The following is a 20,471-nucleotide window of genomic DNA, read 5'->3' on the forward strand; positions in this document are numbered from 1 at the left end:
TCAGGCATTCTCCATGAGTCTTTCTGCACGGTCCAGCAGAGAATTCAGATCTTTTTTGGTCTTTGCTTCGCCTATAATTCGAATGATCGGTTCGGTGTTAGAAGGACGAATGTGGATCCAAGAATCTTCGGAAGCCAGACGAAGTCCGTCTATGGTTTCTTCGGAGAAGGTGGAAAATTCTCCGCGAAATTTAGAATAGATGTCCTGAAGATTTTTACCTGCGATTTTAAAACTCGTTTTTTGCATATGAATTGCAGGAAGTTCTTCTAAGATAGAATCGATCTTTTTTCCGGTCGTAGCCATCACATTTAAGATATGTGCAATTCCGGAAAGAGAATCTCTTCCAAAAGATGCGATTGTTGGATCGATTACACCACCGTTTCCTTCTCCTCCGAAAATCGATTTTTGACGGAGCATTTCGGAAACCACATTTGCTTCTCCTACTTTAGAACGAAATACAGGAATTCCATTTTGTCCGGCCACAAATTCGTTGATAAAACTTGTGGAAAGATTTACGACCATGTTTGTTTTCTTAGGAATTTTTTCCAAAGTAAGTGAAAGAAAACTCAATGGAAGAGTGTATTCTTCGGAGATTGCGCCTTTTTTGGGAGTAAGTATGACTAAACGATCTGCATCTGGATCGAGTGCAAATCCAATATCGGCTCCGGAAGATTTCATTTTACGCGAAGTTTGTTTGAGTGCTTCCGGGGTTGGTTCGGGAGGTCTTGGAAATGTTCCGTCTGGATTGCAGTGTAAAAGAATAGGTTTACATCCTAGTTTTTTTAGAAGTTCGGGAACTAAATAACTTCCCGCTCCGTTTACTGAGTCTATAAGAACCTTATATTTTTTCTTTCGGATTGAGTTTATATTTACTCGTTTGAGTACGGATTCGATGTGTTTTTCGGACCATTCTGTTCCGGAAACGATTTTAGAAGAAGGTTTGTATTGAATCGGTTTATAGGATTGCTTTTGAACCGTTTCTAGTATTTGTTCTAGATCGGTTGCATTTGTAAAAAAACCGCCTGGTCCTATAAATTTAAATGCATTCCAGACAATTGGATTGTGAGAGGCGCTGATCATAATTCCACCACCCGCTTTGGATAGATTGACCACCGCTTTTACTGTAGGAGTTGGGACAATTCCAAGTTGTAATACGTCTTTGCCCATTGCTTGCATTAGACCAAGGGAGATATTTTCGAGGTAAGATCCGGAAGGTCTGGAGTCGCGACCAATTACGATTTTAGAACCTTCGATCCAAGTGCCGAAGGCGCGCAACGAGTCAAAAATTACTTCTGGAGAAAGTCCTGTGGGAATGATTCCTCGGATTCCGGAAACAGAGACCATTAGATCCGGATGATTGAATACGGGACTTTTTGTATTCATAGAGGTTTGAGTTGCTCCGGAAAAGGATTATGGGCGATGACAGGATCGAACTGCCGACATCCTGCTTGTAAGGCAGGCGCTCTACCAGCTGAGCTAATCGCCCTTTATATTCCGTTGTTTTTAAGCTGCTGAAGAGTTGAGTCTTTTTGCCATTCTACTTTTTTTTCTGTCTGCGTTTTTAGAATGGATTAAGTTTGTTTTTGCAGCTTTGTCCAAAAGAGAGGTGTACTCTATAAAAAGAGTCACTGCCGCTTTTTGGTCTTTTTCTTTGATGGCTTTCAAAACTTTTTTAGCCTGAGTTCTGAGCCTGGACCGGTTCTGGGAATTAGCCGCATTTCTACGTTTAGTTCTTCGAATGTCCTTTTCTGAAGACTTGATATTAGCCAAGGCTTACACTTCCTAATTGAATGAGTTTTTACAGGTTTTCTGTACCTTAACCTCTGTCAAATGAATTCTTTTTAGACTCTTTCTTAAAATCTTAAAAACATGGTAGTTCCCACAGATTACGTCGCTTTAAGCGGTTCTATTTTGAACCGTTTCTTTCTTGTGAGAATTCCTACATTTCTATATAAAGATGCCTGAAAATGAAAGTTGATCTTACGAAAATATAGAAGTTTTTACCGATCGTATTATCTTATATCTTTTTTTGAAGTAGGGTCTTACATTCTAATCTTTTGAATCAAGCTCATACTATCTTTTCATACTTCTTCATGTTAAGTGCCGATTGATAATATTTAACCACTGAAAGCGCATCATGGTCATCTTAAATTGATTTGTGCTAAAATCGTCGTTTAGAAACGGAAATCTCAACAACTTTATTTTGTAGTTCTCTCAGAAATGAATCCTTTCGAACTACTTTCGGAACCGTTCTGATAAGGAGGACCGATATGAGGCAAAATGACTCTAGGAATATTTTTTTGACTGTTTCATTGGATCGAAACTTTTTTTCCCGTCTTCAAGAAGAGGAAGTAAATCTTTCCGAACTTGCCGAGTTGGGAATTTTACTTCTTTATGACTTTGAAAAGTTGGGGAGGTGTTTTTTGTCGATCGAAAGGGAAAAAGTTTCCACCTCGTTAGTCATTCAGGAAAGTTCTTATTTACAGATTTTTAATTATTGTTTCCATAGTTTCCGTTCGTTTGATTTGTTAATGGAAGACATTTTGCATAACGTGTATCTAGATTTTTACTTAGGTATTGGTCTAAAGTCATTTCCCATTTCGTTCGACAAACACGACGTATCCGGTTCTGAAAATTTTTTTCAACTTAATAATGGAACCGTACTTAAGGAAGATCATTAATGTTAAACAAATTTGAATATATCGTCGTCGATTCTATTTCTTCTGTGGATCCTAACTCACTTTCTTTGGGACAACTTAATCAGAAGTTTATAGACAAACAAGGGAATCGTTTTGCCCTTCGTTTTAATCGAGACACGAGAAGGTTAGAATTTGTGAGAATTACTTTAGAATCTCCTAATGAAGCACAAAAACACTTTTCTCGTACTCCCGTTAGACAAGTAGCACATTCGTTGGATCTTTCTACGACGAAAAAAATTTCTTCTCTGCAGGAAATCATGTCCAAAACCCAAGAGCAGTCTTCTGTAAAAATTCCAAAACCGAGTTCTTCTCAAACTACTAACGAAGGAGCGATTCCAAAATCGGTTTTTCAAAGGGATCATCGTAAAACCAAAGAAGTTTCCAATTCTGATTTGGATTTAAGTCAAATGGATCTTAATATTATGGATGGTCCAGCAGCTATTTCCACCAAACATGACTCAGGTGATTCTTTACTGAAAATAGAATATGGTTCGTCTGCTTCTTTAGGAGACGGGAACGTTATCGAGAAAAAAATTTCCGAACTTACAAAAATTAAAGAAAGAATTCATTCGGTTTTGAATAATCTTCAAAATTCTAAAATTTTTGAAATCACTGGTGATCCTTCTGAAAATAAGAACATTATAGGAAATTTAAATCGGGAGTTTGACATTGAATTTTTTCAAAAGCTGGATCGATTGATAAATTACCACAAAGAATTGACCACTTATCCTAGATCGGTCAACTACTACACGGCTAAATTTGAGTCTTCCAAAAAGCAAATTCTTCAATCTAAAAATACGGATGCTGAAAAACTCAAACTAGTAACTCTTTGGGAGATGCAGGAGTTGATGCTCGGGTTGGTTCAAAAACTTAAAAAGATGGTTTTAAGCGCTTTGAACGTTTTGAACACCAAAAACGATAATCACATCAAACAACTTCCATACAATCAGCAACAAATGTTTCGAGATTCTAGAACCGCGCTTCTTTATTGTTCGGAAGATATTTCTTCTTTGCTTATTTCTTTGGAAAGTTGGGTCGATACTGAATAGGAGATAACTCCTATGGAACCCTTACAAAGCTCCGAAATCAAAGCCGTTCTTGATAAACTAAGGGCGGAATATTCCGAAAATTCAAAAAAGAATTCGAAGGTTTTCGATTTGAAAGCGTTTGAATCCAGACTTACTATGATCCTTCAACAAAAAGGAAATCTTTCTCTATTCCTCAAGGATGAGATTCAATTTTTAGAAACCTTAAAAGCCAAACAGAAGGAAATAGAAGATAAGAAACAAGCCGCTAAAGGAGATACGATCAATAAGATCTTAGAAGAACAGGAAGCAAAACTCAAAAAATACCAGAGAATTGATTTCCATCCTTTGGCTAAACCTGAGATTCGTTATTTTTACGGAGCCATTCTTTCTTTTACCGAGACCGAATTACCTGCTTTGACGTATATCTTTAAAGGAACTCCTGAGTTTTCTATCTTCAAGGATATGATTTCAATTGTTGAAAGAATGGGAATTAGCAGAAGGGGTTTACCTTCGATCCGAATTGGTGAACACGTCAAAGCTCTGTTAGACGCCAACGGAAATCAAAGTGCGATGGAAAAAGACGGCCAAAATCTTTTGAAAGAAATTTGTATTGCTCTGAAAGGAATTATAACTTCTGCTCGTGAATGTATCGATAAAAAGAGGATCTCTCAAACTCTTTCCGTTAAAATAGACGAGAAAGAATTCCCGAAAGCCGCTGAATCCTATCAGAATTTGGTTTTCGGAATCGCTCTCGAAAAAATAATAGCACGAGCCGACGCGATCATTCGAGATTTCCGAATGGCTGAAATTACTGGTTTGGGGTAAGTATGAAAGTTTCCATCGTCATTCCTTGTTATAACGAAAAAAATACGATTCGTAATATTTTGGAAACTGTGAAAAAAGTCCCGATCAAAAATAAGGAAATTATTCTTGTGGACGATTGTTCTAAAGATGGAACGAGGGATTTACTCCAAACTCCTGCTTTTAAAAAACTGGCCAATCAGATTATCTTTCATGAAGTCAATCAGGGAAAAGGGGCTGCGTTAAGAACCGGATTTAAGGCGGCAACAGGGGACATTGTTATCGTTCAAGATGCCGATTTAGAATACGATCCTTTTGAAATTCCAGAAGTAATCGATCCGATTTACAAAGGTAAGGCGGACGTTGTGTTTGGAAGTAGATTTTTGGGAGGCCGTCCGCATAGAGTCGTTTATTATTGGCATCGTCTAGGAAATATGGTGTTAACCACTCTTTCCAATATGTTTACAAATATCAATCTAACCGATATGGAAACTTGTTATAAGGCGTTCCGTCGGGAAATCATTCAGTCGATCGATATTAAAGAAAATCGTTTTGGATTTGAACCAGAAATTACCGCGAAGGTTTCAAAAATTCCGGACATTCGAATTTTTGAAGTGGGTATTTCTTATTACGGTAGGACTTACGCGGAAGGAAAAAAGATTGGTTGGAAAGACGGCTTTCGTGCGATTTATTGCATCTTACGTTATAATCTTTTTGATTAAGGTTATGTATTTTTCTCAAAGTCTCAAAAAATCATCGGATTCAAATTAAATAAATTATAATATTTTGATTCTTTAAATATATGATCCCAAGATGGAAAACGTAGCGCGTTTATAAATCAGGAATGTAACGTTTGGCGTGGGTTCCTGCTTGGATTTTACTTTCATTCAAAATAAAAAAGCAGAACCGGGCTTGTTACGCGAAAAAAGCCTTCAGTATAACTTTTTCTTACGGAAAAAGTTATACGACAGATCTTAAGGGCGACTCTTTGCACGTTTGTATCTCTACCGCAAGATTTTTTAGTAAAATGTGGGAACTACTGCAAATTTAAAGTTTTAACAATTGATTCTGAAAATGTGGGAACTACTGCAAATTAAGGTTTATATTATAATGGTTTTCTTAAATACTTGTTGAGTGATAAGCAGCTCTTTAAAAAATACGTTTTCTCTTTTGATTTAAGTTCAATGAACTTTATTTTTGCAAAAGTTTTTGAGATCTACTTTAAAAAATCTGCGGTTGTATCTGGATAAATTTGAGAAGCTAAAATAAAAATAAAAATGCTGACTGCAATTCCCATAGAAGCAAACAATACGTCTTTTCCAACTTTTCTAAAAGTTTCTAAATAAGGAAGATCCCTAAAGGTCATAAAATTAAGAATGATTTCTCTTCCTGCTAACATTCCTAAAAATACCCAAGTAGTCGACATGGGCGTTTTGCTCCATTCGTGAAAAACGATTAGAATTGTTCCATAAACTAAATCTACGATCGTCGCCGCTTTGGACCATTGAATATCCGATTTTTCAGTTACGAGTTCTTGGATGGTTCCTCCATTTGTGTAAAGAATAATTCCCAGAGCAGCGACTAACATAAACATTGCGAGGATGAATTCTAAGATAGAAAGTTGTCTAGGTAAATAAATTACAATATTAGCTGCGTCTTGTCGTAACCATGCAATCCAAAGATAAATTGTAGATAACCATTGAAAGATCGCCCAACGTTTTTCACTTTTAGGATCTGGAACGTGATCTTCTGTGTATTCTTTTGAATCTATTTTTACCAGAATTCCCCAGACGAGTAACGCGGTACCGAATGCGATTCCGTAACCAAAAAATGATTTAGTCAGTATCTTTTCGATGTTACTTCCACCAAAAAGTCCTAAGATTAAAAAAGTAGTGGAGATAGGAGATTTTAGTCGGGTAATCACTACTAAAATTAAAGGAGCTAAAAGTTGTATCAGATTGAATTGTCGAATTTCCGGAAAATTTTCCAAACGTCCAAAATGAATCTGGGTACCGTTCCAAAACCAAGCGGTTAAAAAAATTAAAATCAAGGTTCCGCCTAAGACGACTAACTTTAAAATCCAATGAACGTTTTTTTTACTTTCTATAAAAGTTCCTACGGTTTGTACCGCGTCATTTCCAGCAACGGAAAATGCACTGATAAAAAATGCAAACCAACCTAAATAATAAGAAGATAATCTAAATTGATAAGAGACAATCATCAGAATTCCAGCGATCGCAACCAAAGAATAAAATCGGATTTGGTCCCGAGCGCTAGGATGTTGAAAGTCTATTTCATTTTGTTTCATTGAAAAGGTATCTGCAAAGCAAATGCTTAAAAAGATACTACTGACAATTGCATAATATATCACCAAAAAGAAGTACCCAAATAATCTAATAAAAAAAGACTGTAGAAATGGGTAATATAGCGGGAGTGAAACGAGATTTCAAAGGATTAGAGAAACGTCGTTTAAAAGGCCTGAAGCTGCGAGGGGAAGGGATTAAAAGATCTGAAGTGGCGCGTCGTCTGGGAGTGACTCGGCATGCAGTAAGGCAGTGGGAGAAACAAGTAGAGGAAGGAGGCGAAGAATCTGTTCTTTGGAACGGTCGAGCCGGTAGACTTCCTCGCTTGACGGAATCGCAAGTAGAAGAACTCACGAGCATGTTAATCGAAGGTCCAATGAAACACGGCTTCGATACTCCGATTTGGACTTGTCGTCGTGTAGCAAAGTTAATAGAAAAGAAGTTCTGTATCCACTATCATCCGGATCATGTATGGAAAATATTACGTAGAATTGGTTTTAGTGTACAAAAGCCGATTCGACGAGCTAAAGAACGAGATGAAAAAGCGATCTCGAATTGGAAGAAGCGTCGTTGGCTGAAAGTTAAAAAAAGCCCAAAAAGAGCGAAGAAAGATAGTTTTTATCGATGAAAGCGGTTTAACGCAAATACCTACCGTGTTTCGCACATGGGCCCCCGTAGGACAAACGCCTGTTCTTACACATGTAGGGTCTTGGAAAAAGATTTCCGTAATCGGAGCAATTACACAAAGGAATTTATATTTTCAAATATTAAAGGGAGCGGCTAAACAAGAAGATATTATTTGTTTTCTTAAGTCCCTACTTCGCAATATCCCCGGGAAATTGATCATCATCTGGGATCGAATCAATATTCACCGTTCCTTGGCAGTCAATGAGTTCATTAACTCTTTGAATGGTAGAATAACAATTGAATTTCTACCTCCTTATGCTCCAGAACTAAATCCTGTCGAATATGTTTGGGGTAAATGGAAACGATATCTTCTTCCTAACTTTTGTCCGGAATCCTTTGAAACTTTGAAAAAAGAAGCTAAACGTTCATTAAGAAAATTGAAACGTAGAATTAATCCTGTTAAATCATTCTGGAATCAAGCTCGGTTGTCTATTTAAATTGGTGATATATTATGCAAATGTCAGTAATAAAACTCCAGAACTCCCGTCAAGGTGTTCCGGAGAGTTTATGAGGGTAGTTTAATCTAGAAAACGTTTACCGTATTTGGATTCTATATCTCGAATATCGAATAGTATAAAAAAGTCTATGGTTTTAAAAACCTTGTCCAGCGCTGGAGTTCCACAAATTTGAGCTCCTGCTCTGAGGTAACCTTTGATCAACGCAGGAACTCTTTTATGAACTGCTTTCATATCGTCTGCTTGAAAGTTAGGATTGAAACCAGGAATTTCAAAACTTGGAAGAGGTCTTATATCAAATTCTTTTTCAGCGAGAGCGTTCTTATCTTTTAGATACGCATAAACTTCGTTTGCCGATTGTACATCCGTTTGATGTATAGAACCACATCCAAAAAGGTATCTAACGTTATATTTTTGCATATACGCTCCGAGTTCTGCCCAAAGCATAGAAATTACGGAACCGTCTCTATATTGGGGATGAACACAACTTCTACCTATCTCTGCAGTTTCGGCGTCTAATTCGTAAATTTTTGTAATGTCAAATTCGTTGTCTGAATAAAAACCTAAATTTTGTTTTGCTACGGATCTTCTTAAAATTCGATAAGTACCTACAATTTTATTTTCCTGGTTCTTATCGATTACAATCAAATGATCGCAGAAAAGATCGTATTCATCCCTATCTTTGCGAGTTGCGGCGGATTGAGGAAGACCTTCTCCCAATTCGAGATTGAAAACTTCATAACGAAGTGCAAGAGTACGCTCTATTTCTAACTGGTTTTCGGCGATCCGAACTTCCAGTTTTCGTTCTGTTTTGATTTTGTTATCCACGAAACCGGTTCCCATAATAGTAACTCCTTCGGTTTTAGAATATTCAAAACACTATTCGTTTTTTTTACGTTTAGATTACATAGGAAATAAATTTCTGTCACCTCTTAGAAGAAAATCGACGTTTAAAAGATATTTTATTGTATAAAGAATCTGAAGCGCAACGCTTCGTTGTGGCTTACAAATTGTATTTAGACGATTGCGCGTATGTTAGTTTAAGATTTTATCATTACAAAATTAATAATAGAATTTTTGAAAAATTAATTTTCCATCTGTTTTATGGAAACGGTCGATTGAAGTAGTTTTATTAATTGCACTATGGAATTTTTCAACAACTTAACGTAAGTTCGCCGAAAGAAAATCTGGGCGAATTCGGCTACCACGGACCGGGATCTCAGCTCCAGTCAATCAATTGCATGCAGAAAACATTATACAACTATCGTCTTTGGTTTCAATTGATTATAGAACAAGATCCGTTGGGCGTGCAGTGAGTTTAAAAGAGTTTTCTGCTGAGTTCTCCTACGCTTCAATTGCTTTCTATCAGAATTTATCTGAAACTGCATTTTGTGATAAACATTTAGGTACTCAATTTTATAGAGATGAGTAACTTTTATAGTTTTTGCATGAGTTCACACATTTTTTGTAAAACGAAAACGTCTCATTTCTATAATCGCGAGACGAGCTTTTAAAATTTTTTTTAAACCATTTGTAAAAGTTCAATACTTTAAAATAATTGAATTTTATATTTTTCTTATTTGTAAATAGGAAACGAATTCTTCCTTTTTTGGATCGTTTTTTCAAAAAAAGACATTTCTACAAACTAAAGTTAACTTTTATAAAATACTTAAACAAAGTGAGTTCGGGCCATGATTCATTTTTCTGAAAAAACGTAGGATCTGAACTTTGCAGGTTGATTTCTAAAATGTGAGAACTCTCACAATTTAGAATGGTGAAAGAACTATTCAAAGATGTATATTTTATTTTAAGAGACTTAATCTGTGGGAACTATCACAAATCACAATTTTACGAACAAATCCTAAAATTGTAGGAACTCATACTTTTAAAAAATTCTTTCTCATTTGCTAAACTCACGTTAAAAAATTTTCTTTGAAATCTTTAAGAGAAATATCACCTATCATAATAGTTTTTGTAATACAACGTAAACTTTTAGATGAAATGTGACGAGGCTACGAGCGATCATGAAGTGCAGAGACAATTTTTAGAACTACTGCGTTTTGGTATTATTGAGTTTTATAAAATTAAGTGCTGTGAGCCCTTATTGTAAAGGGCTGTTAGTGTAAAATATTCAGTATTCGGTTATATAGTTCTGAAGAAATTGAAAGCTTTCTGAATGATCTTTTCATATTCAATTTTATCAAAGAAAATAGATTCTATATTTGTCATTAAATATGGCTCTTCATAACCATTTTCATATGCAAAATTACTCCATATATATTTTGAACTATCAGATGTAATCTTGCAAGCATATGCACCACAACCTATATCTCCACATTCAGGACAAATATAAATTAAAGATCGTCCAGAGTCAGTTTTAGGTAGTTGTAAAAGTAATAATTCTTTATAAATATCTAAGTTATCAAACCCTTTCACAAAACAACCCATTAAATCACTTTCTTTGTCTAGTTTATTTAGCAAAGATTTTTTATTGATTAAAAAATCGAGAGATGAACGTTCGGTTGTGTAACTTGAATTCGACGTAAATCCTTTTCTGCGTAGAATCGTAAAACCAAGTTGTGATAACATTACCTAACATCCTGAATATTAATTTTTATCATCAATTTACTTTTTGTTCGTTAAAAACAAAATTCAAAATTTTCAACTAACTAGGATTCAACGACATTGAGTTTGATTGTATCCAATATCTTGGTAACTTTCTTGTCGAATTTCTTATTGAATACAAAAGAGTTTAAAGTTTTTTCAAGAAATAGAATCATTTCAACGGCTTTCCATTTAAGAATGTCGTTGTGATTTTGAATTTTACCGGAATGAAGATCGATAGAAATCCCTCGAATGGATTGGTTTTTAAAATCTCTTCTGAGTGCGATAAATAGGGCTTGCGACTCGGGGGTTAAAAATCTAAATTTTTTAGAAAAAAGTACTGCGTCATGAAAATATTCGGGTCGAATTATCGAGCCATTCAATCTGAGAGATAAAATCAAAAAACCTATAAAGTCTGAAATCTGATGAAAAATTCCGAGCCCCGGAACGTCTTGTCCGGGATACAACCTACTTTTATCCATGGTTTGAGATTTCGGATGACGTGTCTGTAGCCAATTTATGATCAAATACTTCTCTTTAAAAAAGTAGTCGTTAATTTCCAATCTGTATTCTTGAATGCTTAAACGAAGATGTAATAAAATTTCTTTATCGGAAATTAAAACGAGTCTTTGAAAATCTTCTCCCATTCCTGAAATTTCAAGTTGAATTTTTGGATAACCTTTCTTTCGGATTTCAGGAAGAATTCCAGTGATTTCTAATAATTCTAATATACTTTCTCTTGTTAGGGAATTGAAAAGATTACCCTCTTGATGTGGGAAGATAGAACCGTCTACGCCGGTTAGAAATTCGTCATATACGAAATCGAAAAATCTAGGGTTACCGTAACTCGATTTGGTCATGATAATATAATAAAGTCAAATGGTTTAAAACGAAATCTTTTTGTTCCAAGATTCCATCAAAATCCTTTGGTATTTTTTTTTTCAAGGATAATCCCTAAGTCAAAAAATTGCAAATCATAAGATCGATTAACCTAAGATTTACCAAATGGTTTAGTTTGGGTTTGAATCTGTCCCGAAAACTTTAAAATCAATCATGAATCTTCAATAAAATGTATGGGTTTCTATATTTTATTGAAACTCAGTTTATCACTTTTGCAGATTCTTTATCAAAAATATTGAGTTGATAACTGAGTAAACGTCTGAATTAAGTAATTTTCTATTTAATGGTAGTATTCTAAAAACAAAATGACTTAACCATAACTTGTTTTTTTGAAGAGATAAAGACGATCCAATTTTTATAGAATGGATTTTAATACTAGATCCGGAGACTCCACTTGAGGATAGTGACCAATTCCTAAAAGTTCTACTATGTCTGCCGAAGGAACAAGTTCTCTATATCGTTTTACGATATTCTTACCACTGATCGGGTCTTCTATACCATTGATCATTCGAATTGGGATCGGAGAATTGAGTAAAGCATTTACCCAACGCGACCTGTTTATTTTTCTCTCCTGCATGTATCGAATCAACTTATAAGCAATTTTTTCTCCGCCATCGAAAGAAACTAACTCCCAAAATTGATCTAGTTCTTCAAGACTCGGTTTTGTATTTGTTCCGAAAACAGAGGAAAAATTTTTTTGAAAAGACTTACGGTTCATAAATTCGGAAAGAATCCATCCCAAAGGACTGTGTAATAGTTTTTGTATAAACTTGGGTCTATGAGATTCCGGAAAAATTCCTCCATTGAGTAAAGTGATCGCTTGGATTTTAAGTCCTTTTGTTCCTGAATTTTTTCTATCTATAAAACGTGAGAGTAATTCCTGTGTCACAGTATCCCCTAAGTTATGTGCGAGAATTTTGGTTTCTAAGATTCCTTTGTCGCTTAACAATTTTTCGATTATATCCGCTTGTAAAAAAATAGAATAATCAATCTTAGGTTTGGATGAAAATCCGAACCCTAGTAAGTCCAGAGCGATAACTCTCCTATTCTTGGAAAGTGGTCGCCAGATTTTTTCCCAATCAAAAGACGCGGTCGGAAATCCGTGGATCAAAAGTATATTTTCACCTTTACCTTCTTCTTTAAAGAAAATTTTCCAGTTTTGATAAGTAGTATAATTTCCAGATTGTTTCCACGTTTCTAAGTTCATATGATCTCCGTTTTACTACTCAGATAGATTTTTCTGATAAAGTACATTAGATTTTGCGATTTGCTGTAAATGAAAGTTCTATAAAATTTCAAAAGAATCATCGTGTTCTTCATAAAACCGTTGTTTTGCGGTCTTCAGAAAAATTAAAAATCTATTTTAGAGAAGTTTCCTAAAAACATTAAAGAAATCTGTTACAATTATTTGGCAAGTTTTAAATAAAACGGAACCGTTGCGTTTTTTAAACCGTACTTTATGATTGAGTTTTCGGATCTAAAAAACGATTTTATTGAAAATGAAAAGTACTTTAAATGATTAAAAATTAGTAAAAGTTATTTCAAAGTATTATAAAAATCTATTATATTTATTTGTTAAGTTTTTAAAATCTGTTCCACAATTTAAAACTTTATTTTTTGAGACTCATAAAAAAACAAGGTTCTTCTATATTTGGGAACAGACATTGAATAAAATTACATTTTAAATTCCTAAGAAATAATTTATAAAGTAAACCGATCGGTAATTCGTCTCAAATCTTCCGCTGAAATTTCAAGGTTTTTTGCGGAAGAAGAAATTTCGTCCGCTCCGGAGGCGGTACCTAATGTATGATCATTAATCTGAACGATTGCTTGTGTAATCTCGTGAAAGGCTTGTTTTTGTTCGTCCATAGCCTGTTTTACGAATTCCGCATCGGCTCCTACCTTATCGGCGTTTTCTGCTACTTGTTGATTAATTTCTTCTTGAGCGTTCGTAATTTCGTACAACCTTTTCATTGCTTTGGAAACCGTATCCGTATTTTTGATGATTTCATGAATCACTTCGGAGGAAGATTGGATGCCGTTTGCTCCTGAATCCAATTCGTGATTGTTTCTTAAAATCATTTCGCTGATCGATTTGATAGAAAAGTTGGTTCTTTCTGATAATTTAGAAATTTCTTCCGCTACAACCGCAAATCCTTTTCCTGCTTCTCCGGCTCTTGCAGCTTCGATTGCAGCGTTTAATGCCAGAAGAGAGGTTTGATCTGAAATATCGTTAATGATTCCGATAATCGCAGACATTTCTCCCGAAGATTTAATTATGTTTTGAACCATGGTCTTCATCTGGCCGAGAGACTCTTCCCCTTTTACCGCTTGTAAAGAAATTCCTTGAGTTAATTGAAGCGCCTGCTTGATTTCTGATCCGATTTCACTGACGCTGGAAGAAAGGTTTTTTATATTATTATGAAATTCTATTATATTGTTATACTGACGATTTGTTCCTGCCGAAATATTGTCCATCCCGGATGAAAGTTCTTCTACGGTAGCAGACATTTCTTCCGTAGATGCGGCGGTTGCTTGTGCTCCGGCTGCAAAGGAATTGGAAGAGGTTGTTAATTTTTCTGAAAACGAGGCCAATTCGGTGGAAACATTTTGAATTTCTTTTAAAGAATTACGAATACTGAATATAAACGAATTTAAATCCTGGCTCATCGAACCGATTTCGTCCTCGTATACAACCTTGATATTGGATCTAAGATCTCCTTCCGACATAGTTTTAAAAAGTTTACTTGCGTTTTCCAATGGACTTAAACGTTTTTTTAAAAGAACGTAAAGTAGATAAGAAGAAACGGATGCAGTTGCAGCACCAGCCAAAACGATTAAAACCAAAAGTCCAAATAATGATTCTCTGATTTCTGATTTGGGTTGAACCGCTACGATCGAGGTTTTCCATGTATCTAATTTATAAGGAATTACGTAGTGTTCGTCTCCTTGAGAAAAAAATTCGGTCATATTTCCGGTTTTTAATTCTAAGATCGTTTTACCGTAATTTTCTTTTGAGATGTCTAGATTTAGAACTTGATTCTTTTCTGGGTGAGCGATAACAACACCTTCTTGTTCCATCGCAAAAACATATCCTTGTTCTCCGATTTTAATTTCTTTGATGATTTTTTCAGAAATGGAATCGAAAGAAAGTGCAACCCCTACGAGTCCGATTGGATGATTTCCTTCTAAAATCGGAACTGAAATTAATGCGACTGGTAAACCATTGATCGGAGATTTTCTTGCTTTTGCTAAATAAGCTTTTCCTTCTTTTGCAGTAAAAACGCTTTGTTCCATTTTTACTTCGGAAATTTTGATCCCTATGCTTTTACCTCCTACTCCATCTACAATGACCGTTGCATCTTTATCTAGAGAACAAACGAAAATATTTTCGTAAACCCCGTATCTCTGCATAAGATCTTGATAAAAATTTCCGGCTATGGGAGAGCCAGATTTTAATGACTCTAAAGTTCGCGGATCATTTGCAATCGTCCATGCTACGTTTACGTGATTTGTTAGAAAAGAATCAAAATCTAAGCCGACTACTGTAATGATACTTTTCATTTGGCTGAGATAGTTCTCTGTTATTTTTTTCTTTCCTACAAAGAAGGCGACTGCCGAAATAATACAGGTCAAAGCGAATAAAATTGAAATTCCAGAAATTAATAAGATGAATTTAAGATTCCTGTGACGCATTACAAACTCCAGATGGTTCTGTTACCAGACTTTCACTAGGGTTTGTTTTGAAAACACAGAACGGTGTTGGTTTGTTTGATTCTTTTGGTTTTAATTTTAAGTAAATTGAAGTAATACTCACTTAGAGAAACTTTTAAATTTTTTTTGAAAGAAGTTTAGGTTTTTTAACGATTATTTTTGTGACAGTTTCACATATCGTTTTTTGTTTATAGGCCTTTCAAAATTAAATAACCATTTGCTGTAAAACCGTCCAGGGTTTTTACTCTTTCAACCTATTTAATTATTATAATAAGAATCGTTTTGATATTAGAGTTGTTGAAAAAGTTAAGTTTTAGAATTCAATGTATTCTTTCGTTTTTTCTTTTATTAAGGAGAACAGATAATTCCGTTTTCCTAATGGTAGATGTATAATTTTAAAAGACTCAAATAAGCTTTAGGCTATTTAAGAGTATTATAAAAATATATTATATTCATTTAATGAGTTTTTGACAAACCGAACTAAAAATCAAATTGATTTCTGTAATTTTAATTCTCTTTAAATCGTATTTTGGGTTTTTGAATCGTTTTCTTGTTGTTAAATTATAAATCCAAAATTTTTTGAGAAATGAAAGAACCATAGTTGTTCGTTATGATAACGACAACTAAATCTAGAGTATAAACCTATACAATAGAATACAAATCAAATGTTCCATGTGTTATCAATGTAGAATGCACGGACCAAATACAGATTAGAGGTTCATCTATCTTTCTCAAATTGAGTATTTAAATGTTTATCACAAAATTCCGTTTCAGATAAGTTCTATGAATCCGATGTGAAAGCGATTGAAGAGTAGGAGAAACTAAAGCAGAACGCTCTTTCAAACTCAGCGTTTCCTCCCTGAACTCAATGCATCGCTCGACAGATCGCGTTTTATAATAAAAATAGAGTTGTTGAAAAATGAATCGCCACTTAGTTTCTGTTTCATGGAAACGGTCCATTGAAGCAGTTTTATTAATCGTCACATGTAATTTTTCAACAACTCTAATAAATTGAAACCAAAGACGATAGTTGTATAACGTTTTCTGCATACAATTGATTGACTGGAGCTGAAAGCGCGGTCCGATCTGCCCGTGGCAGCTGGATTCGTCCTGATTTTTTTTACTGAATTTTGATGAGACAGAACGTTTCTGAACGAAATACCGGATTTTCAAGAAAGATTGAAATTGATCCCAGCTGACTTTGGAGTCGTTTTGATTCTTAGGTCATCCAGACTTGATCCTTGAATCAGAATTGAAATCTTTTCCTGGAAAATATATATTGCCTTAGTGGCTTTAACTTTTAAAGAGATTTTAGATAGAATTCGGATCATTGATCGAGACGTGACCGAGCTGAACCGCTTGAAGTCTAGGCTTCCTGCGGACCGGCCTTATTCTTCTTCTTTACAAATTTCTTTTGATAAACAAATCAACGAACTCTTAAACGAAAGAGTGGGCCTCATGGAACTTGAGGTCCTAGATCCGCCAGCTTGGATATTGGGAGTTCCTACAACTGGGATTTCTTTGGAAACTCCGGTGCCGCTCAAAGGCCTTTTTCCGTCCGGAGATCTTTCTAAAGAAAAACCGGACGATCAAGACGTAATTAATTTCCTACGAGAACTTCCTAAAACGGAAATCCATCTCCACCTTGAGGCATGTGTCAATAAGGACACGATGAAAAGGTTGATGGTTAAAAATGGGATTAACGTAACGGACGAAGAGTTCGAGGCTAAATTCAATTTTAAGGATTTGAACGGTTTCATTCAGGTATTCTTTTTTATTCAATCTCTTGTTAAGGAACCTTCCGATTTCTCATTTTTTGTAGAAAGTCTCGCGGAATACATGAGAGGGAATAACATCATTTATACGGAAGTTTTTTTCGCTCCTTCTAAGTTTATTCAGAATGGTCTCGATTTCGAAGAAATGATCGACTTCTTAGTCAATCGAATTCGGGAGGAAAAGGAAAGTGACGGTATCACCATACGCTTGTTAGTTGATGTGTCTAGATCCTTTGGACCAGAAAATGCGATGAAAAATTTGGATCGTGTTCTAAAACTAAGACATCCGGAAGTGATCGGGATCGGTCTTGGAGGTGCAGAACTGATGGGACCTGCCAGGGATTATCAAGGGGTTTTCCAAAAAGCGAGGGAAGCAGGGCTTAGAGTTGTGGCACATTCTGGAGAAGACGACGGCCCTTGGGCAATTTGGGAGGCGGTGGAGCTTCTCAAAGCGGAAAGGATTGGGCATGGAACTTCCGCGATACAAGATCCTGAGTTGGTAAAGTATCTTAGGGAAAATCATATTCCGATCGAGATCTGTGTGACGTCTAACGTATTTACTGGAAAATACGTTAGAAAAGAACAAAACCATCCGGTTCGTTATTACTACGATCAGGGCCTTCCTCTTAGTATCAACACCGACGATCCTGAAATATTCAATGTAAATCTTACATACGAATATTATAAACTTTGGAGATTCTTGGATTTCTCTTTAGATGAGATCGTGGATTTGATCCGTCAGGGTGTTTTTGCTTCCTTTCATCCAAATAAAGAATCTCTCTGGGCCGAAATGGAAAAAAACATTCATCTCGTAAAAGCAAGATACGGTCTAAAACGATAAAAATTGTTTTGAAAGTAACTTGAGCGCTCTAATTTTTTATGGATCACTTGTGAAAATTTAACACTTCGTTTCCTAAACATCGTTTGATTTATAGAAAGACGTTGATTGAGTTTGGGTTTTTGTGATACTCTGTAAAATTTTTTTATATTGGTCCTTCTTACTTCTTTATAGAATAGAGTTTTTGAAAAATGAATCTCTATCAGTTTCTATTTCATTAAAACAGTAGATTAAAACAGTTTTGTTAAACTGAATTATGGGATTTTTTAACAACTCTAATGTAAGAGTATGAAGTTAAGATTCAAAAGCACTTCGAAATATCAAATAACGATTCCAAAGAAATTCGGGAATTTTTAAAACTTTCTATGGAAGACGTTATAGAATGGTCTGTCGACGAACAAGAAATTCATATTGAATCGGCTAATAAATCTTTTCTTAACGTGAGTTCATGGAGAAATCAGTTTTTATCTTAGGTCAATTTTTTCGTAAAAATAAAATGTGGGAACTACTACAAAAAGAATCATCTTCCAACCAAATTTTGCACAAAACCGTTGTTTTATGGCCATCATCAAAATTTAAATCTCATTTTTACGTGAGTTCGGTTGAGAAAGAATTTTCTAAAAATATGAGTTCCTACAATTTCAAAATTGGTTTATAAAATCGTGATTTGCTAAAAGGAGTTTCCACAGATTAAGTCTCTTATAGGGTTTTGAACAGTCCTTTATCATTGAACTTTTTAAGGGGAGTTCCCACATTTTATTTTTTGCGGAAAAATCAGGTTTTATAAAAGAATATCGTACATCGAACTCACGTTAGTTTTACGCTTATTCTTTATCGAAACACAGCCTTAGCCATATCTCAAAATTTGCTGAATCCTTTTTCAAATCAAGAACTGTCTCAAACCTCAAAGAATTTTATGCGATAATTCATTAGAAATTTTTAATAAAATACAATAGGTTCCTACAAATTAAGTCGCATTTGGCAAATTTCGAGCAGTTCTCTTGTCGTTAAATTTTCGTAGTAGTTCCCACATTTTGAGGTTTGGGATAAGCTCTGATTTGAATTTTACTTTTCGATCCTTTCGATTTTTGGAATCTAAGTCCCATGCAACCAAGAATGAATTTGATTACTCTCGGGGTTAGGGATCTAGAAAAAGCGGTTCATTTTTACGAACAAGGTCTTGGGTTTCCTAAAATGAAATTTGAAGGAAACGTCGCCTTCTTTACATTAAACGGAACTTGGCTCGCTTTATATCCTTGGGAAGAACTTGCCGCAGATGTGGGTGTTTCTGCGGAAGGTGACGGTTTTAGAGGATTTACCATCGCTTACAATGGACGATCCAAAGAAGAAGTGGACCAAGTAATCGCAAAAGCGGAGAAAGTCGGCGCCAAAATTGTTAAGCGACCTCAGGATGTTTTTTGGGGAGGATACTCCGGTTACTTCCAAGATCCGGAAGGATTTTATTGGGAGGTCGCTTGGAATCCCGGTTTTTATCCGGGACCCTCTTGATTGGTATTTTCATTTACCGTTTCTTTTTTGCAGAATATTTGTACGGTTCTTTGAGTATATATTCCGCCGATCGTCCAGTGAATGACGTTATCCCAGAAGTTTCTTAAAATTAGAATTTCCGGTTTTCCTTCGGAACATTGAATTTCCGGAGTATCAAATGAATTTATCAAACCTAATAGATAACCTCCTTGTTTGTAGGTTTGTTCAGGTTCGGACTCGGCAGTAGTAAAATACTGTGAATCATGGATTTGTAATGTAGTATTGTAACAATGAATCGTTGTTAAAGTTATTAAAGTAAAAAATACTATTTTAAAAAATTTCATGGTTTTACTCAGTTATAACAGGTTAGATTTAAGGTTCTCGGAGTATAAATTCCGAGAGTCAATTGTTCATAGAGAAAATCTAAAAACGTGGAATATTGACGTATTTCTTTGATCTTGTTTGGGCAATATTCGTTTACATTGACGTAGTGTTTTTTCGGAATCATTCCCCAAAAATAAAATGATTGAGAAATAACATGAACTTGAGGCGGTTGTGCGTTGAGCCTGGCTCTTTCTTCCAGATCGTTTTTACACTGTCTTCTCAATATAGGCGGCATACACGATTGAGGTGGTTTTTGTGTAAAACTTACTTGTACGTTTTGACAAGTGATAAATAAACTTAAAATCAAACATGCTATTGAGATCCTAATGATTGGATGTTGCTTTGACATTTATATAACCCTTCCCGAATATTCCTACAAAAAGATTAAAATTTAATTTTTTCATATTCGTGTTTTTATAAACGACTGCAGTATATCTGCCTTTTTCCAATAATTGATTTTCGATTTTACAAGAGTATGTGTTTCCTAAGTTTGTATTTGTACATTCTTTCTTTGAATCAAAAAGAAATCCTTTTTTAATTAGTTTAACCTTTAAATCCGGGTTTGTGGAATCGACTTGAACGATTCCTAAAACGTTTTCGGATTGGTTGATAGTAAATTCATAATTTTGAATATTTTTTTCCGGAGTTAACGTTCCGTAAACGAAAGACTGAAGACGAACGATTCCGTTTTGTTCATTTTGGTTAAATACGAGTCTTTCAGAATTTTCGTTTACTTTACAATAAATAAACCAAGTAAACAGAATTACCACAATGATTCTTAACGAATTTTGCATA

The 20,471-nt window shown here is 35.0% G+C and carries 19 protein-coding genes and 1 tRNA gene; 8 read left to right on the plus strand and 12 right to left on the minus strand.

Features of this window, described 5'->3' with window-relative positions; genetic code table 11:
- From glmM to rpsT, 3 genes are all read right to left on the minus strand, one after another.
- Positions 1-1,383, minus strand: coding sequence for a phosphoglucosamine mutase (gene glmM / locus LEP1GSC059_RS08490; protein ID WP_002177001.1), 1,383 nt, complete (start codon positions 1,381-1,383; stop codon positions 1-3).
- A 30-nt stretch (positions 1,384-1,413) separates the two neighbouring features.
- Positions 1,414-1,486 (minus strand) — tRNA-Val (locus tag LEP1GSC059_RS08495).
- 17 nt (positions 1,487-1,503) lie between these two features.
- Positions 1,504-1,770, minus strand: a complete 267-nt coding sequence (rpsT, locus tag LEP1GSC059_RS08500; protein ID WP_002155413.1) for a 30S ribosomal protein S20 — start codon at positions 1,768-1,770, stop codon at positions 1,504-1,506.
- 500 nt (positions 1,771-2,270) lie between these two features.
- On the opposite strand from rpsT, the gene LEP1GSC059_RS08505 reads away from it, so the two are divergent.
- From LEP1GSC059_RS08505 to LEP1GSC059_RS08520, 4 genes are read left to right on the plus strand one after another with little or no spacing between them, the layout of a single operon-like run.
- The gene (locus LEP1GSC059_RS08505) at positions 2,271-2,681 is read left to right on the plus strand and encodes a hypothetical protein (RefSeq protein ID WP_016559297.1); all 411 of its coding nucleotides are present in this window, start codon (positions 2,271-2,273) and stop codon (positions 2,679-2,681) included.
- Positions 2,681-3,748, plus strand: coding sequence for an LIC_10450 family protein (locus LEP1GSC059_RS08510; protein WP_002176982.1), 1,068 nt, complete (start codon positions 2,681-2,683; stop codon positions 3,746-3,748). The genes LEP1GSC059_RS08505 and LEP1GSC059_RS08510 overlap by 1 nt, the downstream gene beginning before the upstream one ends.
- A gap of 12 nt (positions 3,749-3,760) precedes the next feature.
- On the plus strand, positions 3,761-4,552 hold the full coding sequence (locus tag LEP1GSC059_RS08515) for a hypothetical protein (RefSeq protein WP_002155426.1): 792 nt from the start codon (positions 3,761-3,763) through the stop codon (positions 4,550-4,552).
- A 2-nt stretch (positions 4,553-4,554) separates the two neighbouring features.
- On the plus strand, positions 4,555-5,250 hold the full coding sequence (locus tag LEP1GSC059_RS08520) for a glycosyltransferase family 2 protein (RefSeq protein WP_002176998.1): 696 nt from the start codon (positions 4,555-4,557) through the stop codon (positions 5,248-5,250).
- Positions 5,251-5,744: 494 nt separating this feature from the next.
- Here the strand turns inward: LEP1GSC059_RS08520 and LEP1GSC059_RS08530 are convergent, their stop codons facing one another.
- Positions 5,745-6,836, minus strand: coding sequence for a hypothetical protein (locus LEP1GSC059_RS08530; protein WP_017213939.1), 1,092 nt, complete (start codon positions 6,834-6,836; stop codon positions 5,745-5,747).
- Between the two features lie 107 nt (positions 6,837-6,943).
- On the opposite strand from LEP1GSC059_RS08530, the gene LEP1GSC059_RS24165 reads away from it, so the two are divergent.
- Both LEP1GSC059_RS24165 and LEP1GSC059_RS24170 read left to right on the plus strand, forming a co-directional pair.
- Entirely contained in the window at positions 6,944-7,459 is a 516-nt protein-coding gene (locus tag LEP1GSC059_RS24165; RefSeq protein WP_020980553.1) for a winged helix-turn-helix domain-containing protein, read from the plus strand.
- Positions 7,452-7,955, plus strand: coding sequence for an IS630 family transposase (locus tag LEP1GSC059_RS24170; RefSeq protein WP_082294888.1), 504 nt, complete (start codon positions 7,452-7,454; stop codon positions 7,953-7,955). The genes LEP1GSC059_RS24165 and LEP1GSC059_RS24170 overlap by 8 nt, the downstream gene beginning before the upstream one ends.
- A gap of 81 nt (positions 7,956-8,036) precedes the next feature.
- Here LEP1GSC059_RS24170 and LEP1GSC059_RS08545 read toward each other — a convergent pair whose 3' ends face one another.
- The 5 genes from LEP1GSC059_RS08545 to LEP1GSC059_RS08565 form a co-directional block, all read right to left on the minus strand.
- Positions 8,037-8,816: a GNAT family N-acetyltransferase gene (locus LEP1GSC059_RS08545; protein ID WP_002177011.1), complete on the minus strand. Its 780-nt coding sequence runs from the start codon at positions 8,814-8,816 to the stop codon at positions 8,037-8,039.
- Positions 8,817-10,115: 1,299 nt separating this feature from the next.
- A complete protein-coding gene (locus LEP1GSC059_RS08550) occupies positions 10,116-10,562 on the minus strand; it encodes a hypothetical protein (protein ID WP_017213942.1) in 447 nt (148 codons plus the stop codon).
- Positions 10,563-10,642: 80 nt separating this feature from the next.
- Positions 10,643-11,437, minus strand: a complete 795-nt coding sequence (locus LEP1GSC059_RS08555; protein WP_002147060.1) for a hypothetical protein — start codon at positions 11,435-11,437, stop codon at positions 10,643-10,645.
- 395 nt (positions 11,438-11,832) lie between these two features.
- The gene (locus LEP1GSC059_RS08560) at positions 11,833-12,684 is read right to left on the minus strand and encodes an alpha/beta fold hydrolase (protein WP_017213943.1); all 852 of its coding nucleotides are present in this window, start codon (positions 12,682-12,684) and stop codon (positions 11,833-11,835) included.
- A 494-nt stretch (positions 12,685-13,178) separates the two neighbouring features.
- Positions 13,179-15,173: a methyl-accepting chemotaxis protein gene (locus LEP1GSC059_RS08565; protein ID WP_017213944.1), complete on the minus strand. Its 1,995-nt coding sequence runs from the start codon at positions 15,171-15,173 to the stop codon at positions 13,179-13,181.
- Positions 15,174-16,478: 1,305 nt separating this feature from the next.
- Here LEP1GSC059_RS08565 and add point away from each other — a divergent pair.
- Positions 16,479-17,807 carry an adenosine deaminase gene (add, locus tag LEP1GSC059_RS08570; protein WP_036057338.1) on the plus strand — a complete coding sequence of 443 codons (1,329 nt, stop codon included), beginning with the start codon at positions 16,479-16,481 and terminating at the stop codon, positions 17,805-17,807.
- Positions 17,808-18,908: 1,101 nt separating this feature from the next.
- Positions 18,909-19,313 carry a VOC family protein gene (locus tag LEP1GSC059_RS08580; protein ID WP_017213951.1) on the plus strand — a complete coding sequence of 135 codons (405 nt, stop codon included), beginning with the start codon at positions 18,909-18,911 and terminating at the stop codon, positions 19,311-19,313.
- Here LEP1GSC059_RS08580 and LEP1GSC059_RS08585 read toward each other — a convergent pair.
- The 3 genes from LEP1GSC059_RS08585 to LEP1GSC059_RS08595 are packed head-to-tail and all read right to left on the minus strand — an operon-like array spanning position 19,295 to position 20,470.
- On the minus strand, positions 19,295-19,636 hold the full coding sequence (locus LEP1GSC059_RS08585; protein ID WP_017213952.1) for an LA_3781 family PerA/PerB upregulated protein: 342 nt from the start codon (positions 19,634-19,636) through the stop codon (positions 19,295-19,297). The genes LEP1GSC059_RS08580 and LEP1GSC059_RS08585 overlap by 19 nt on opposite strands.
- Before the next feature lie 8 nt (positions 19,637-19,644).
- A complete protein-coding gene (locus LEP1GSC059_RS08590; protein ID WP_122952297.1) occupies positions 19,645-20,025 on the minus strand; it encodes a Bor/Iss family lipoprotein in 381 nt (126 codons plus the stop codon).
- On the minus strand, positions 20,000-20,470 hold the full coding sequence (locus LEP1GSC059_RS08595) for an LIC_10463 family lipoprotein (protein ID WP_017213953.1): 471 nt from the start codon (positions 20,468-20,470) through the stop codon (positions 20,000-20,002). Before LEP1GSC059_RS08595 ends, LEP1GSC059_RS08590 begins: the two co-directional genes overlap by 26 nt.
- Position 20,471: the final 1 nt, after the last annotated feature.

This window comes from Leptospira noguchii serovar Panama str. CZ214 (assembly GCF_000306255.2).
Taxonomy (GTDB): domain Bacteria; phylum Spirochaetota; class Leptospiria; order Leptospirales; family Leptospiraceae; genus Leptospira; species Leptospira noguchii.